The sequence below is a fragment of the Fervidobacterium sp. genome (assembly GCF_059913585.1).
The window spans coordinates 290,787-305,339 of the sequence record NZ_DBOLZL010000023.1; the positions used below are offsets into that span (position 1 = coordinate 290,787).

General features: G+C 37.6%; 11 protein-coding genes. 9 read left to right on the forward strand and 2 right to left on the reverse strand.

All coding sequences use genetic code 11. The annotated features are described in order from the left end of the window. Positions 1 to 56: 56 nt before the first annotated feature. The 6 genes from lysS (at position 57) to AC3M61_RS10075 (ending at position 8,818) form a co-directional block, all read left to right on the forward strand. Positions 57 to 1,574: a lysine--tRNA ligase gene (gene lysS / locus AC3M61_RS10050; RefSeq protein ID WP_500780676.1), complete on the forward strand. Its 1,518-nt coding sequence runs from the start codon at positions 57 to 59 to the stop codon at positions 1,572 to 1,574. Further along, positions 1,571 to 3,286 (forward strand): peptidylprolyl isomerase, encoded by a 1,716-nt coding sequence (locus AC3M61_RS10055; RefSeq protein ID WP_500780677.1) that lies wholly within the window; start codon positions 1,571 to 1,573, stop codon positions 3,284 to 3,286. The genes lysS and AC3M61_RS10055 overlap by 4 nt, the downstream gene beginning before the upstream one ends. 102 nt (positions 3,287 to 3,388) lie before the next feature. Next, positions 3,389 to 4,711 (forward strand): peptidyl-prolyl cis-trans isomerase, encoded by a 1,323-nt coding sequence (locus AC3M61_RS10060; RefSeq protein WP_500780678.1) that lies wholly within the window; start codon positions 3,389 to 3,391, stop codon positions 4,709 to 4,711. A 36-nt stretch (positions 4,712 to 4,747) separates the two neighbouring features. Continuing rightward, positions 4,748 to 5,392, forward strand: coding sequence for an SDR family oxidoreductase (locus AC3M61_RS10065; protein ID WP_500780679.1), 645 nt, complete (start codon positions 4,748 to 4,750; stop codon positions 5,390 to 5,392). Between the two features lie 79 nt (positions 5,393 to 5,471). Then, positions 5,472 to 7,493 (forward strand): methyl-accepting chemotaxis protein, encoded by a 2,022-nt coding sequence (locus AC3M61_RS10070; protein ID WP_500780680.1) that lies wholly within the window; start codon positions 5,472 to 5,474, stop codon positions 7,491 to 7,493. Positions 7,494 to 7,519: 26 nt separating this feature from the next. Further along, on the forward strand, positions 7,520 to 8,818 hold the full coding sequence (locus AC3M61_RS10075) for an IMP cyclohydrolase (protein WP_500780681.1): 1,299 nt from the start codon (positions 7,520 to 7,522) through the stop codon (positions 8,816 to 8,818). Positions 8,819 to 9,016: 198 nt separating this feature from the next. On the opposite strand, the gene AC3M61_RS10080 is transcribed toward AC3M61_RS10075, so the two are convergent. Then, positions 9,017 to 9,457: a hypothetical protein gene (locus AC3M61_RS10080; protein ID WP_500780682.1), complete on the reverse strand. Its 441-nt coding sequence runs from the start codon at positions 9,455 to 9,457 to the stop codon at positions 9,017 to 9,019. Between the two features lie 107 nt (positions 9,458 to 9,564). Here AC3M61_RS10080 and AC3M61_RS10085 point away from each other — a divergent pair, with 107 nt between their 5' ends. The 3 genes from AC3M61_RS10085 to galE all read left to right on the forward strand — a co-directional run bounded on the left by AC3M61_RS10085 (position 9,565) and on the right by galE (position 14,145). Next, positions 9,565 to 10,632: a metallophosphoesterase family protein gene (locus AC3M61_RS10085; protein WP_500780683.1), complete on the forward strand. Its 1,068-nt coding sequence runs from the start codon at positions 9,565 to 9,567 to the stop codon at positions 10,630 to 10,632. 29 nt (positions 10,633 to 10,661) lie between these two features. Then, complete coding sequence (locus AC3M61_RS10090; RefSeq protein ID WP_500780684.1) at positions 10,662 to 13,085, forward strand: ATP-binding protein; 2,424 nt, start codon at positions 10,662 to 10,664, stop codon at positions 13,083 to 13,085. Between the two features lie 70 nt (positions 13,086 to 13,155). Beyond that, complete coding sequence (gene galE / locus AC3M61_RS10095; RefSeq protein WP_500780685.1) at positions 13,156 to 14,145, forward strand: UDP-glucose 4-epimerase GalE; 990 nt, start codon at positions 13,156 to 13,158, stop codon at positions 14,143 to 14,145. Positions 14,146 to 14,210: 65 nt separating this feature from the next. Here the strand turns inward: galE and AC3M61_RS10100 are convergent. Then, positions 14,211 to 14,553 (reverse strand): hypothetical protein (locus AC3M61_RS10100; RefSeq protein ID WP_500780686.1); only part of this gene is annotated, 343 nt, incomplete at its 5' end.

Sequence of the window (14,553 nt, forward strand, 5' to 3'; positions counted from 1 at the left end):
AAAGGAGAAAAATGGGCAAAAAGTCGAAAGAACAATGTTTTTAGGAGGGATTTTGCTTGCTTAAAGATTTCAGAGAACAGAGAATCAGAGAAATTGAAGAACTTCGAAAGATGGGTATAAACCCTTATCCATACTCGTATCCAAAGACTCACACAACTGAAGATATAAAGAAACAGTTTGAACACCTTGCTAACGGAGAAGTCACTGACCAGAGAGTATCCACAGCTGGAAGAATAATGTCAATAAGAGAACATGGTAAAAGTGCGTTCTTCCACATTAAAGATACTTACGGACGTATCCAAGCTTATGTACGTAAAGATAAGACGGAAAACTTCGACTTTTTCAAAGAACATGTAACAATTGGAGATATAATCGGTGTTGAAGGAGTTGTATTCAAGAGCAATACCGGTGAAATAACGATACTTGTCGAAAAGTTCCAGCTCTTGGTCAAACCACTCAGACCTATGCCAGAAAAATGGCATGGTATAAAGGACAAAGAAATTCTATATCGTCAAAGATACGTTGACATGATTGCAAATGACGACACCATAAAAAGGTTCAGAATACGCTCTGACATTATTAGAATGATACGCGAATTTTTGCACCAGAAAGGTTTCTATGAAGTCGAGACACCTATACTACAATACCTTACAGGTGGTGCTTCTGCACGTCCATTTGTCACGCACTGTAATGCATTAGATATCGATATGTACCTGCGAATAGCAACAGAACTACATTTGAAAAGATTCATAGTTGGTGGATTTGACAAAGTTTATGAAATAGGTAGAATCTTCAGAAACGAAGGTATTTCCTACAAACACCACCCAGAATTCACTTCCATAGAGCTCTATCAAGCTTACGCAGATTACGAGGATATGATGAACCTCACCGAAGAGCTCATAACCTATATTGTTGAGAAACTTTTCGGAACAACGAAAATTACTTACCAAGGTCAGGAAATAGACTTCACAAGACCTTGGAGAAGGATAAAAATGAGAGATTTCATAAAAGAAAATCTTGGTGTGGATATACTTGAAGATTCTGACGAAAAGATGCTCTCTGTTCTAAGGGCTCACGGTGTCGATGTCGAGATTGAAGATAGGGGTCACATGATAGAAAAGCTTTGGGACCTTGTGGAAGACAAGGTTATCCAACCAACATTCTTGCTTGAGCACCCCGTGGAAATTTCACCACTCGCCAAAAAACATCGGGAGGACCCAAGGGTTACTGAAAGGTTCGAGTTGATAATTTACGGTCGAGAGATGGCAAACGCATTTAGCGAGCTCAACGACCCTGTCGACCAGCTTGAAAGGTTCATGAACCAATTAAAATTGAGAGACCTTGGCGATGAGGAAGCGCACATGCTCGATAAGGACTTTATCAGAGCTCTTGAGTACGGAATGCCACCAACAGGTGGACTTGGAATAGGCATCGACAGGCTTGTTATGTTGTTGACAGATAGTCCTAATATACGCGATGTAATAGCATTCCCACTTGTTAGGCCTGAAGGTGATATCGACATAGAAGAAATTGAAATCTCTGAGAAAGCAGAAGAAGGGGGAGATAGAGCATGAGCAAAGAAAGCAAAGATGTAAAACTCAGAAAGCACATAAGTAAGTGGCAGCAAGTATTCATTTGGGTTATAGCTATCGCATTCATCGCAGGTATAGCCTTGTGGGCACTGGCAGTCAACTACACACCGGGCGCGAAAAAGATTAAAAGAACGCTAGAAGAAACTGTAGGATACTTAACCAAAGATGGAACACCTCTGAAAAATGAAACATACTGGGTATTTCCAGAAAATGTTGAAGAAATCTATGGGAACCTTTTAGCTCAATATGGCAATCCATCGCTTGACCCCGTAATCGAGGAACCGTACGTCAAAACGTTAATCACTGTCGATTTACTCAACAGAAAATTGATGCTTTACTATGCGGAAGTTAACAAAATCAAACCGGACAAAAATAAAGTAAGAGAAGAAATCAAAAAAGCTATCGATGAAGTAAAGAAAGATAACGCAAAGCTCCAGCAAATTAAAGTTCAATACGGAAGTCTCACAAACTACGAAAAAGAGCTAACACGCCAAAAGGAAGAAGAACTAACAATACAAGCTGTAAAAGACAAACTTGGAATGGTTGCCGACAAAGAAATACAGGATTATTACAACAAAAACAAAGAAGATATTATAAACAAATACACAAAAGCAGAAACTTCTTATGTTACCTTCTCCACCAAAGAAGAGATGGAAACGTTTGTCAAATCGGCAATGGAAAAAGGTGTAACCCAAGCTGCATCCGAAGCATCTCTGACAATGACAGATTACACATTGAACAAAGGCACACTTCCAGAAGAGCTTGAAGAGATGATTTTCGATGCTACATCAACAATTGTCTCATTCCCTTACAACGACACTTACTTTGTTTTCAATGTTAAAAGTGTGCAAAAAGTTGACACGTTCGAGAACTTCAAAAAATCAGATGCATTCAATGAAATCGTTACAGACTTAAAGAACGAAAAATTTGGTGAAAACTTCAAGAAATGGAAAGAAGAAAACAAAGTAGCATTTGAGATAAGGGATGCCGTTTACAAAACATGGTACGAAGCATTAACAACTGAAGGAAAAGATTTACTTACCGCCTACAAGAAATTCTATGAAGAGCTATTCACAGAACAAGAAGAAGTAAGAACCGACATTCCAGCCGAGCAAAAAGCAGCGTTCTTAGTAGTTGCAGATAGAATCGCAGCTAGCACGGATACGTCATTAGATGTGGTAAGGGAAGATGTTAAAGAGTTCGAAAAGAAGATAATCCTATCCATTTACGACCAAGTAAAAGGTTCTTCTCTCGAAATACTTAGAAGGATGAAAGAATACTTCCCAGATAAAAAAGATGTAGCATTTGATTATTACTCGAAATTGTACGACACAATCAAACCATATCTTTCAATAGGTGGAGCCTATTATGTAATGAACCAACTCTTTGAAGTTTACCAAGGATTTGCAGACTTAGCTGAGGCAACAGATGTTGATGTGAAGATAAGAGCAGATTCTTACTACAAATTGTACGAGATGAACAAGTTACTCGATGACCCAAAGACAGCAAAAGGTTACTTACAAAAGCTTAAAGAGCTCAAACCAGATTACAGTATAAACTTTGATTCGGCTGAAAAGGAACTCGAAGATATGATTAAACAAAAAGAGGCGCAAGCGACACAACAGTCAACGCAAACAACAAACGAATCGACACAAACAACCACCGAATCTACACAAACGGCAAATAACGAATAACAGCGAGAATATCCCCCGCAAAATCTGCGGGGGATAATTTCATTTGGTAAGTTACGCTTTGTTCATAAGATTTGGTTTCAAAAATCTACTGGAGGTGTTATTATGAAAAGGTATTTTAGGATTTTTAATCTTTTACTAGTATTTAGTATTTTGTTTGCTAGTTCTTTGGTATTATCAAATGACTTACAAAAATTTGCAGCATACCTTGAGAAAAACGGAAGCATTATTGCTGGAATTAGCCAAGAGGATATCGATGAATTGTACCAGCTTTACGAGCAGTACTATGGTTCCTTTGACCCTCTGTTCGAAAAACCTTACGTTGAAGCTTTAGTAATGAAAAGACTTTTAGAAGACAAATCTATTGATTATCTATCTACCGCAGAAGGTTTATCACTGGAAGATTTCAGGTCTTCCCATTCGGACGTTTCAGAAGATGAAATGAGAGAATATTACGAGAACAACCGCCAGCAAATACAAGAAGAAGCATACGTTGATTTTGATTACGCCGTTTTTGAAACTGAAGAAAAAGCTAAAGAATTTTACAACAGAGCGAATGAAGTTGGTTTCGAAAAAGCAGTCCAAGAGCTATCTGAAGCTTCCCCTTCAGAACTTTTGGATACCGATACATACTTAGGACTTAAGAAATCAGAGACCTCGGAAGCGTTCGTTAATGTTCTCTTCACACCATCGGAAAAACCACTCAGAATGCATACAACTGACAATGCGAGTTTTGTATTCTACATAAGAAATTTGAACGACCTTTCAACATTTGAAAAGTTCAAAGATTCTCCAATGTACGAAGAAGTTATGAGCAGTCTTTCGGAAAACAAATTCCAAAAATATGTGGAAGAAAAAATCTCAACCGAAAATATAAAATTCATAGTTCCATCACAATACGCAATCTGGTTTGACATGGTCCAAAATGTCCCTGCTGAAAAATTAGCGGAGAAATATTACTCATCTGTATTTGATAAGTCAGGAAACCTTCTTTCAGTTGAGCCATTAGAAATTTCCGGGTTTATCACTGTTATTGAAGACGCTAAGCTGGACGAAAAGTACAAAAAAGAATACGAACTAGCTATAAAGAAACTTTACGATATGGGATACAAATCATTCTTAGTTCTTACAAGACTTAGGAATTTCGACAATTCCGAAAATGTTGTGTTAGAATACAATGTAGAGCTTTCAAAGATTTTGATAGGCTATATAAAGAACGGAGACACACTTTCCGTACTTCAGTACATATATTCAAACCTTTCCGAACTTGAAGAATTAAGCAACTCTGAAAATCCCGAGATAAGACAAAAAGCTCTTGAATATCTGTACAAAATGAATAAGATACTTGGAGACGAAGAAAGCTCAAAAAAATACTTGGAAAAATTAAATCAGGAAAATCCAAATTACTCAGTTGAAGACGAAGAGTAAAAAAGACAAAAAAATCTAAACCTTAGGGGGGAGAATATGCACTGGGTCATCACGGGTGCAAATAGAGGTATTGGATTAGCGTTGACAAAACAGCTCCTATCACAAGGTGAACGTTTAACAGTAGGTGTCAGGACTTCTATGCCTTTTGAACATGAAAACCTCAAAGTATTAAGAGTGGACACTTCCAATCCTGTTTCCATAGAAGAATTCGTTTCACAAATAGAAGAAACTATAGACATTCTCATAAACAACGCGGGAGTACTCATTGAAGAAAGATTTCCCGAAGTTACAGAAGAAGGCATGTTATTATCATTCAAAGTCAACACAATGGGACCATACATGATTGTACAAGAAGCTTACAAGCAAGGTAAACTTAAGGATGGTGCCAAGATAATAAATATTTCCAGTATCCTTGGTAGTATCGCAAGCACAGGTGGAACTACTTCTGTGCCATATTCCGTTTCAAAAGCTGCCCTAAACATGGTGACAAAATTGCTTGCTCATAAGCTGAAAAATATGTACGTTGTCTCTATCCACCCGGGATGGGTGAAAACAGATATGGGTGGTCCTGAAGCGCCTTTGCTTCCCGAGGAATCCGCTGCTGGTATAATAAAAGTGATTCGCAATTTAAACCAGTCTGGGGTTTTCCTTGACTATACAGGCAGTATCCTTCCTTGGTAGTTACGTGGGAGCTATTTCTAAAAAGCCTCGATATCACTACAGCTAACGTTGTGTAAATGTTGTCGGGGGGTGGGGACATATGAAATTTTTCATAAAGAACTTGTTTATAGCCCTGGCTGGTTTATTTACTATATCCCTAATAGTTGCATTCATGGGAGCTTACAGAAACGTTCCTGGGATAGAGGAATTTAACGATGCAAAAGTTATAGTTAACGGCGAAGAAAAGCCATTCCCTTACTTCGTTGCGGACAAAGCCAACAACCATTACATCATGCAAATCGAGATAGATGGAGCCAAATACAAAGGGAAGACTTTGGCCTTTTCAGTAACAGCTAACCAGTATTTAAATGTTTATCAGAACGGTATGATAGTCTATTCTATTTCGTCAGACAAAGGTAGTGTCAATCCATGGCATAGGTATTTTGCTCTACCCTTACAAGGAGATGTGCTCATTGAGCTTTCTTTCATTTCAAACGGTGGCATTGAACGAAAATTCTACATAGGTGAGCACGATGATATCATAAAATTCATCGAACGTGCTAACGTTATTGAAGAATCGATGTTTTACTTAGGCTCAGGTTTTATGATTGGGCTTTTCATCATCGTCCTTTTATTATCACTCGCTCTCAAAGAAAAGATTTTCTCATACGGAGCCATAGTGGTAATCTCACCATTATTGACGAGTATAGATGAGATGAACCTGTTTTTGTATCCTTTCATACTCTGGAAAAAACTAGCAATATTGGGAGCAGCTCTCAGTATGTATTTTGCGTACCGATTCATAAACGAAATCTTCAAAAGAAAGCCTACGAAAGTCGAGAAAATTTACATTTTGCTTTATTGGTTGTTGTTCATCCCAGTAATCTTGGCCAGAAGCATGACACAACTTAAGAATTCCTATGCAATTTTCTATCTTTATTCACTCGTTTTACTTTTGTCGATTCTTGGAATACTCGTTAAACGAGTCAAATCCAAACAAGAACAACTGATACTCTTTGGATTCTCAGCTGTTATAGGTGCAACGTTCTTGTCATTACTTTCTGTAGCCAACGTCGTTAAGATAGAATTTATGTTCTTCAACATAGGTCAACTTTTCTTTGGACTTACAATAGCCATATACGTTTCAGCAAGAACTATAGAAGTCTTTAGAAACACAAAAAACATGAACGAAGCTATCAGTAAACTTATGGAAGAACAAACAAACTACATTCAAAATCTTGTCGCATCAAGAGATAAGGTGAATGAACTTTCAACGTCTTCCGTGAACTACTTTGAAGAAATCGAGCAACTGTATAGAAACCTTGGCTCTTCTGTGAAAAATGCTGAAAACACCCTTGACAAACTACAGAACACTGTTGAATACTTCGAAAATTTCTTAAACGAAATGGTAAAAACCTCTTCATTGTTGGAAGAAACCGTTGGTAAATCAGATAAAGTTATGTCCGACATCATCTCAATATCGGAAAGCAGCAAAGAAAACTTTTCTGAAATCGAAAATATAGTCACAAACTTTAATCAAATGAGCAATAAATTGAAATCAACATTTGATGAGCTTTACAACGACTTTGCAAAAATAAAAGATATATCGAACCTTATAAAATCCATAGCAGTTCAAACGAACTTACTCTCCCTCAACGCATCTATCGAAGCAGCAAGAGCTGGAGAAGCAGGAAAGAGCTTTGCTGTAGTTGCAAATGAGATTAGAAAACTGGCAAACGAGGCATCTGAATTCGCAGAACGAATAGAAAACAACATCACATCTATCTCAAGAAGATTTGAAGGTTTTTCAGCAGAACTGCTCAATCTGTTTAAAAACGTAGAAATCATCAGCGAAAGTAACAGAAAATTCTCAGAAGCTATTTACCAATTCTTTGATAGCGTACACTTGCTAACCCAAGATTTTGAGAAAGTAGAAGCAAACTTTGAAAAACAATCCTCTGAAATCAACAATCTAAAAGACAGCATATACGAGATAACAAAAATCTCACAAGAATTAAAACAAGCCCTTGAACTATTCGGCGAAACACAAAAGAAAATAGAAGAAACATTCTCCATTATTATGAACCAAATCGTAGAGGTTCAAAAAGCTCTGAAAATTTGAAAAATTGACGTGGGGGTGATTTTTTCGTGAATATCAAAAGAGCTTTGATAAGCGTCTCTGATAAGACGGGCGTTGTTGAATTTGCGAAAGAACTCCAAAGTCGTGGCGTGGAGATAATAAGTACAGGTGGAACGGCAAAACTTTTGACAGATGCAGGCATTCCTGTTAGGCAAGTCTCAGAAGTAACAGGCTTTCCTGAAATCCTTGGTGGTCGTGTAAAAACTTTGCACCCTTTCATTTTTGGCGCTATTCTTGCCAACTTCGATGAACAGTCCCATATCGCAGACTTAGAAGAACACTCCATCGTTCCTATTGATATGGTTGTCGTCAACTTGTACCCATTTGAAGAAGTTCAAAAACAAACACGTGATGAAGACACTTTGATAGAAAATATCGATATCGGTGGGGTTGCACTGTTAAGAGCAGCTGCAAAAAACCATAGAAACGTAGTTGTTGTGTGTGACCCAAACGATTACCAGAAAATCATAAAATTGATAGATTCGTGTGGTGACGTTCCTCTTCACGACAGAAGAATGTTCGCTCTCAAAGCATTTTACTACACCATGAAATACGACTCCACAATCCACAAAGTTCTCTCAGAACTATTCGCTTCCGAAAAATACGAACATATGACATTTGAAAAATTCTCCAGCCCACAAACTAATTATGAAATCCTCGACAACGTAAATGAAAAACTCGTAAAGCTCAGCAAATACACCGAACAAGCTACCACAGTAACATTAGGAGCCATTGTCGTTGCAAGCGAACCTGATTTAGTTATTGGATTTAATGATTCATTGCCTCTTTCCATGGTTAACTTAAAAACCTCTGGTGGAAGAATATGCGACCTTACTGGGTCAACACTTGTTTTGAGAAAACTTACAAACGACATGGTGAGAAAACTCAGAGAAAGTACGTTCACCACAATCGCATTTGAAGAAATCGAGGATGAAGAATACGCAAAAGATACGCTCAAAGGAAAAGAACTAATTAGGTTTTCTTACACAATCGATATCACCGAAGTTGATAAAATACCAGTTGCACAGATGGTTGGAAATATGATGTTGAAAAAACTTGTAAAACCGTGGAATATATTCCAACTAATTCTAAGCTTCATGCCAAAGAACACATTAATCGCTGAGCAAGATGATGGATTCTTCAAATTTGAAATATGTACAACCAATGCTTTGGAAATCCTTGAAAGGCTTCTAACTATGACCGAAAAGATGGGAACTAAGATACTAAATATTTACACGAACGCGGAAGTTGATAGTTTGTTCACAAAAATTTGTGGTGAAAGGGGTATTAACATTTTCACTTTCTGAAATTTAAAACCTCAGTTCGACGAAACGGTTTTCAGAATAACCCCCTTGGCCAGGCTTGCGAGCACGCTCGCAAGCTTTTTTGTTAATTCATACAACTTGCCTAATTCTCCTTTTTCTTCCGCCCTTTTGAAATCTTGTATAGTGGCTCTCTTTTCATATAGTATCTGCCCAAAAACCTTTTTAACTTCCGCATGTATGTCAAAAAACGTCGAATAGGAATACATTAGATATCCAATGCCTATTCGCTTGTGTATCTCCGATTAAGCTTCTTAAAATCTCTGATTGTTCAACAAAATCCATGCCATTGTCTGGAAAGCGAGCATATACAAGAAATATAGCCCACACAGGAAGTCTACCATCTTGAACAACATGATTTGGCGAAAAACTTATTCTGCTTTTTCTTATCAAATCTTCATCAATATTTATCCTTGCCTTACCCGTCAGGATAAGCTCTTCTGTCACATACCTTTGCTCATTGTAAGCTCGTTTCTCCAAATATGTGTACTGCCTTATCTCAACAAGCTTCTGATAATCAAATTCCGGAATAGATGTAGCAACCAAAAATGTGAAAACATCATAATTGCCCCACGCTAAAATTATGCAAGAGAATACCAGGAGCACTATTACAATCGTAATCAATATTATTCCATGATTATACATCAGAAATGTCAGAAAATGCCAACTTCGGTGTTATAATACATGTGTATACTGCCACAAAACAGCACAACCATACCGAGGTGATTGCCGTGAGGATTCTTCACACATCCGATTTACATTTAAGAACAGATACGCTTGAAAGATGGGAAGCACTTGAACTCATAGTGGACAAAGCAAAGGAGAATTCAGTTGATGTTTTGGTAATTTGTGGGGACTTATTTGATAGCAAAGAAGACGCTACGAAGAGCTACGAAAGACTAAGAAAAATATTCTCGGAAGCACCTTTTCAAACTCTTATCCTACCTGGCAACCACGATGAAACATTTTACGAAGACGGTCTTTATCTTGGAAACAACGTCACTATTATCTTGAGTGAAAACAATGTCTTTGAATTTGGTGATGTGAAAATAATCGCCGTTCCATTTAAAAAGGAGCATTCATCTTCTAAGGAAACGGTTAAGGTAATTCACGAAGCTAACACACATACATCCCATACCAAGCCAAACATCCTGCTTTTCCATGGAGAGCTGATTGCTCCATTCTACGAACCTGACGACTTTGGTGAAAGAGGCCGTTACATGCCTATAGATTTGAGTATCTTCAAATCACTTAATTTTCAATATATTCTGGCAGGGCATTTTCACACAAAACTCAGCATCTTGAAAACTTCTGATAAATTCTTCATCTACCCTGGTTCCCCTGTATCAATCACCAAAAAAGAAAGAGGCAAAAGAAAAGTCAATTTACTGGAAGTAGGCAAAGAACCCCAGGAATTAGAAATCGAATCATTTTACTACGAAGAACTCGAAATCAGACTGAGCATATTCGATGAACAAAACCCTGTTGACAAATTCATAGAAAAACTAAAAAACTTCAACACTCCAGCGAACTGCTCACCTATCTTTAAAGTAACCGGTCACTTCGATGGTGCAAAACACGCTCTTAGCGAATCAGAATTAAACTCCAAACTACAAGCCATTGCGAAAAACTTTAACCCAAAATCTGAAGTCGAATTCTTGGCAAAGGACCTGGGAAGACTTAGCAACAATCCTGTATTCGAAAAAATTCTCGAGAAGGTTGGAAAAATAAACGACGAAGAACTCAACGAAGAAGATAAAAGACAACTCATCGATATATTCATTAACGCCATGATATAAAAACAAGCTCCTATCGGGAGGGAACTATCGTGAGAATAAAAGAATTCCACATTAGAAAATACGGACCTATCATGCTTTCAAAAACATTCCAACTAAGCAACTTCACAATATTCTACGGAAAAAACGAAAGCGGAAAGACTTTAACGATAGAAGCCATTCTAAAAATGCTCGTCGGTAAAAAAGAGGCAAAGGAAAAATATTACGAAAACATTGACCGAGTAAAAGAATTTCCCACTGGTTATCTCATCTTGGAAGATGGTGAGAGGTCAATTCGTGTAGAGAATGGAGAATTTTTAAGACAGTTCAATCTATCCCACGAAGAGCTCAAGAATACAATCATCATTCGAAACAGCGATCTGAGTATCGAAAGACCTCAGAAAAACAAAGAATCAGATGTATACAGCATAGTCACTGAGAAACTAGTAGGCTCAAGGATATCAGAAATCCAGTCCATTAGAGCGAAAATTTTGGAAAGCAGCATCATCACAGAAAGCGGAATATTCAAAGATCAAAAAGATGCAAAATACAAACAACGTTACGAAAAAGCAGAGACTATAATCCAAGAAATAAATGCACTATTACCTACACTTGAAAGTGCCGATTATTTCGAAATAGAAGAAAAAATAACAAAAATACAATCGGAAATCGAAAAACTAAAGAAGAAACTAAAAACTTTGGAGCTCGTAAAACAAGAAAGCTTTTACAAAGAACTACTGGAAGATATCCATAAACTCGAGTCGGTGGTAGAGAAGCTAAAAGAATACAAACCTTACACAAACGAAAAATTGCAAAAACTAATCGAACTCGAAAACGAAATCAAAAGCTTTGAGGCAATGGTAGAAGAACTAACAAAAAGAGCGGAACAAACAAAAGAATCTCTCGCAAAAATTACAAGCGAGCTATCGGGTATACAAAAGAACATTCCAAGGATACGAGAACAATCCGAAACTGCAGCAAAAATAAAGGAAAAAATTTTGATTTACGAATCACAAAGTTCAAGGTTTGAAAAATTAAAACGCAGCAAAACTCTCTGGCTCATTTTAAGTATATCTATGCTCATCACTGGAACATTTTCTCTCATATTTGCACCAGGGGCTGTCCTCAAAAGCGTGCTTTCTTCCATTTTTTATGGAATTTCTATCTTCATGCTGCTAAAAACTTTCGAAGCAGTTAAATTAATCAACGATGTGGAACAAACTCGGAGAGAAATTCTAAAAGATGGAATCGAACTTTTCAGAACACCATTCAATGATGTTACTGAAGTTAAAGCCAAATGCTTCGAAGCTGAATCTCAGTACAACGAAATCCTCCAAACAGAAAGCCAACTTAGAACAAGTCAAATTGAGATTGAAAATAGCAAGAACAATTTGCTCACCGAACTCGAAAGCCAAAAAAACACACTTTCACAAGCCCAGAAAGAAAGGGACGAACTATTAGACCTATTATCCGTAAAATCACCCAGTGAACTAAGACAAAAACTCGACGAAAAATCAAAACTCGAAGGACAGTACCAAGCACTAAAATCCCAAATCCTCACGAAATTGAAAACCTTCGCCGTTAAGTTTAACGAACTTCCAAACGACTTACCAGAACCGTTCGATACGGAGGTAATTCGAAACTTAGAAAACCTAAAATATATTATCCACAATTATCTGAAGGAGCTCAGTATCAGCAAATCAAAAGAAAACGAAGAAACAGGAGAACCTAGCGAATTAGTGGAATCAGAGGAAACAATAAAAAGTAAAATTGACCAACTCCAAAAAGAACTGGAAATCCTAAAAAACAATCAAAGACAACAGCAGGAGAACATGAAATTTATCCTCATTAAAGCGCAAGAATCAAAGCTAATAGACGGCCTATTCGACGAAATACCAGACGTTGTATACAAATCTGACCTTGAAAAACTTAAATCACAGCTTGAGAAGTTAATCAACTACATGGATAAACGAAAGAAAATCGAACTGACCGCTCTTAAGATACTCCAAGAAACCGAGGAGGAAGAAAAGAAAAACATATCCAACATCTTCAAACAAAGCAACTTAATAAAGCTCTTCACAGAGATTACCGATGGGCGTTATGTAGATGTCTCATACGAAAGTAACCAAGGTAGTGGGAAAATAAAGGTCAAAGATATATCCGGAGTCGAATTCACACCCGAACAACTCTCAGCTGGCACATACGACCAACTTTATTTCTCCATTAGACTTGCACTCGCAGAACATCTCTTTGGAAAAAACAGCGGAGAAAGAGGTGAAAAAGCGTTCTTTATCCTCGATGACCCGTTTGTAAGATATGACAAAAATCGCCTTGAAAAACAAATCAAAAAACTTGTGGATTTATCAAACCAAGGCTGGCAATTTCTGTATTTCACAGCGAAAGACGAAGTTGTTGAAATAGGAGAAAAAATGGGTATCGATATTATCAAACTCGACGAAGTTATGGAAGAAAGGTGACAGCAAAAAAGGTAAATGATAGAATTTAAAATATCAAACTCGAAATCTACAGAACACAGGAGGAGATATTGTGGCAATCTTAGTAGCCGGAGGCGCAGGATACATAGGTTCACATGTTTGCAAAATGCTAAAAGAAAGGGGATACGACGTAATCATACTTGATAACCTTTCCCATGGACATCGTAGCTTTGCAAAATACGGCGAGTTTATATTAGGCGACATCGCAGATGAGAACTTGCTTGATTTAGTATTCACAAACTACAACATAGAAGCCGTAATGCACTTTTGCGCTTACATCGAGGTAGGAGAATCCGTCAAAGACCCGAACAAATATTATAAAAACAACGTTTCAAACACCATCACATTACTGAACGCTATGCTGAAACACAATGTAAAATACTTTGTATTCTCATCAACCGCTGCAGTGTATGGTATGCCAGAGCGTATCCCCATAAGAGAAGACGACCCAAAAGCACCAATTAACCCATATGGCAGAAGCAAATACATGGTTGAACAAATACTCGAAGACTACGACCAAGCTTACGGATTAAAAAGCATTCGCTTCAGATATTTCAACGCAGCAGGCGCTGATGAATCCTTGGAAATCGGAGAAGCGCACGAACCAGAAACACACCTAATTCCTTTAATACTCGATGCTGCTTGCGGAGTAAGAGAAAGTGTGAAGATATTCGGGACAGATTACGAAACAAAAGATGGCACTTGCATAAGAGATTTCATTCACGTTAACGACTTAGCGGACGCACACATAAAGGGTTTGGAATACCTTATGAGCGAGAACAAAACCGATTACTTCAACCTTGGCAACGGTTCAGGATATTCCGTTAGAGAAGTCATAGAAAAAGTCAAAGAAATCACAAAGATTGATTTTAAAGTCGAAGAAACCGACAGAAGACCAGGAGACCCTGCATACCTAATTGCCGATAACGAAAAGGCAAGGAAAATACTCAATTGGCAACCAAAATACGACCTTGAGGCTATTATTAAAACCGCTTGGGCTTGGCACAAAAAATTGAGAAAAGATTTTTGTAAAAAGAACTAACATATCATAAAAAGTAAAAAGGCTTCGGTTCTTCCCCGAAGCCTTTTCGTTATTTTTTTGTTTGATTATCTTCTGTATCCTCTTGCATGCATCGGTCTTTGGGCTTTTCTAACTGCACTTGTTCTACTTGCCTGCCCTTTTGGTCCTTTCAAACTTGCCGTATCAATAACTTTTCCATCTACCGTAAATTTTTCAGCTAATATAAACTTACTTTCCCCACTTGTTGCTAACTTTCCGATAATTTCTATCGATTGCCCTGCTTTAAGCTCAACTGATTTGAATATCGGTCCTGCGTGAACATCATATACCTCATCTCCAACTTGCACTTTGAGTGTAAAGCCGTTGTTTACATCCCATGTGTATTCCTTGACCGTTCCTTTGAATGTTTGTGTTTCACCGAGTGTTGTT

Excerpts from the sequence above, each read along its gene's own strand:
- AC3M61_RS10065 (WP_500780679.1), top strand. The coding sequence starts at position 4,748 with ATGCACTGGGTCATCACGGGTGCAAATAGAGGTATTGGATTAGCGTTG.
- AC3M61_RS10060 (WP_500780678.1), top strand. The coding sequence starts at position 3,389 with ATGAAAAGGTATTTTAGGATTTTTAATCTTTTACTAGTATTTAGTATT.
- AC3M61_RS10055 (WP_500780677.1), top strand. The coding sequence starts at position 1,571 with ATGAGCAAAGAAAGCAAAGATGTAAAACTCAGAAAGCACATAAGTAAG.
- AC3M61_RS10070 (WP_500780680.1), top strand. The coding sequence starts at position 5,472 with ATGAAATTTTTCATAAAGAACTTGTTTATAGCCCTGGCTGGTTTATTT.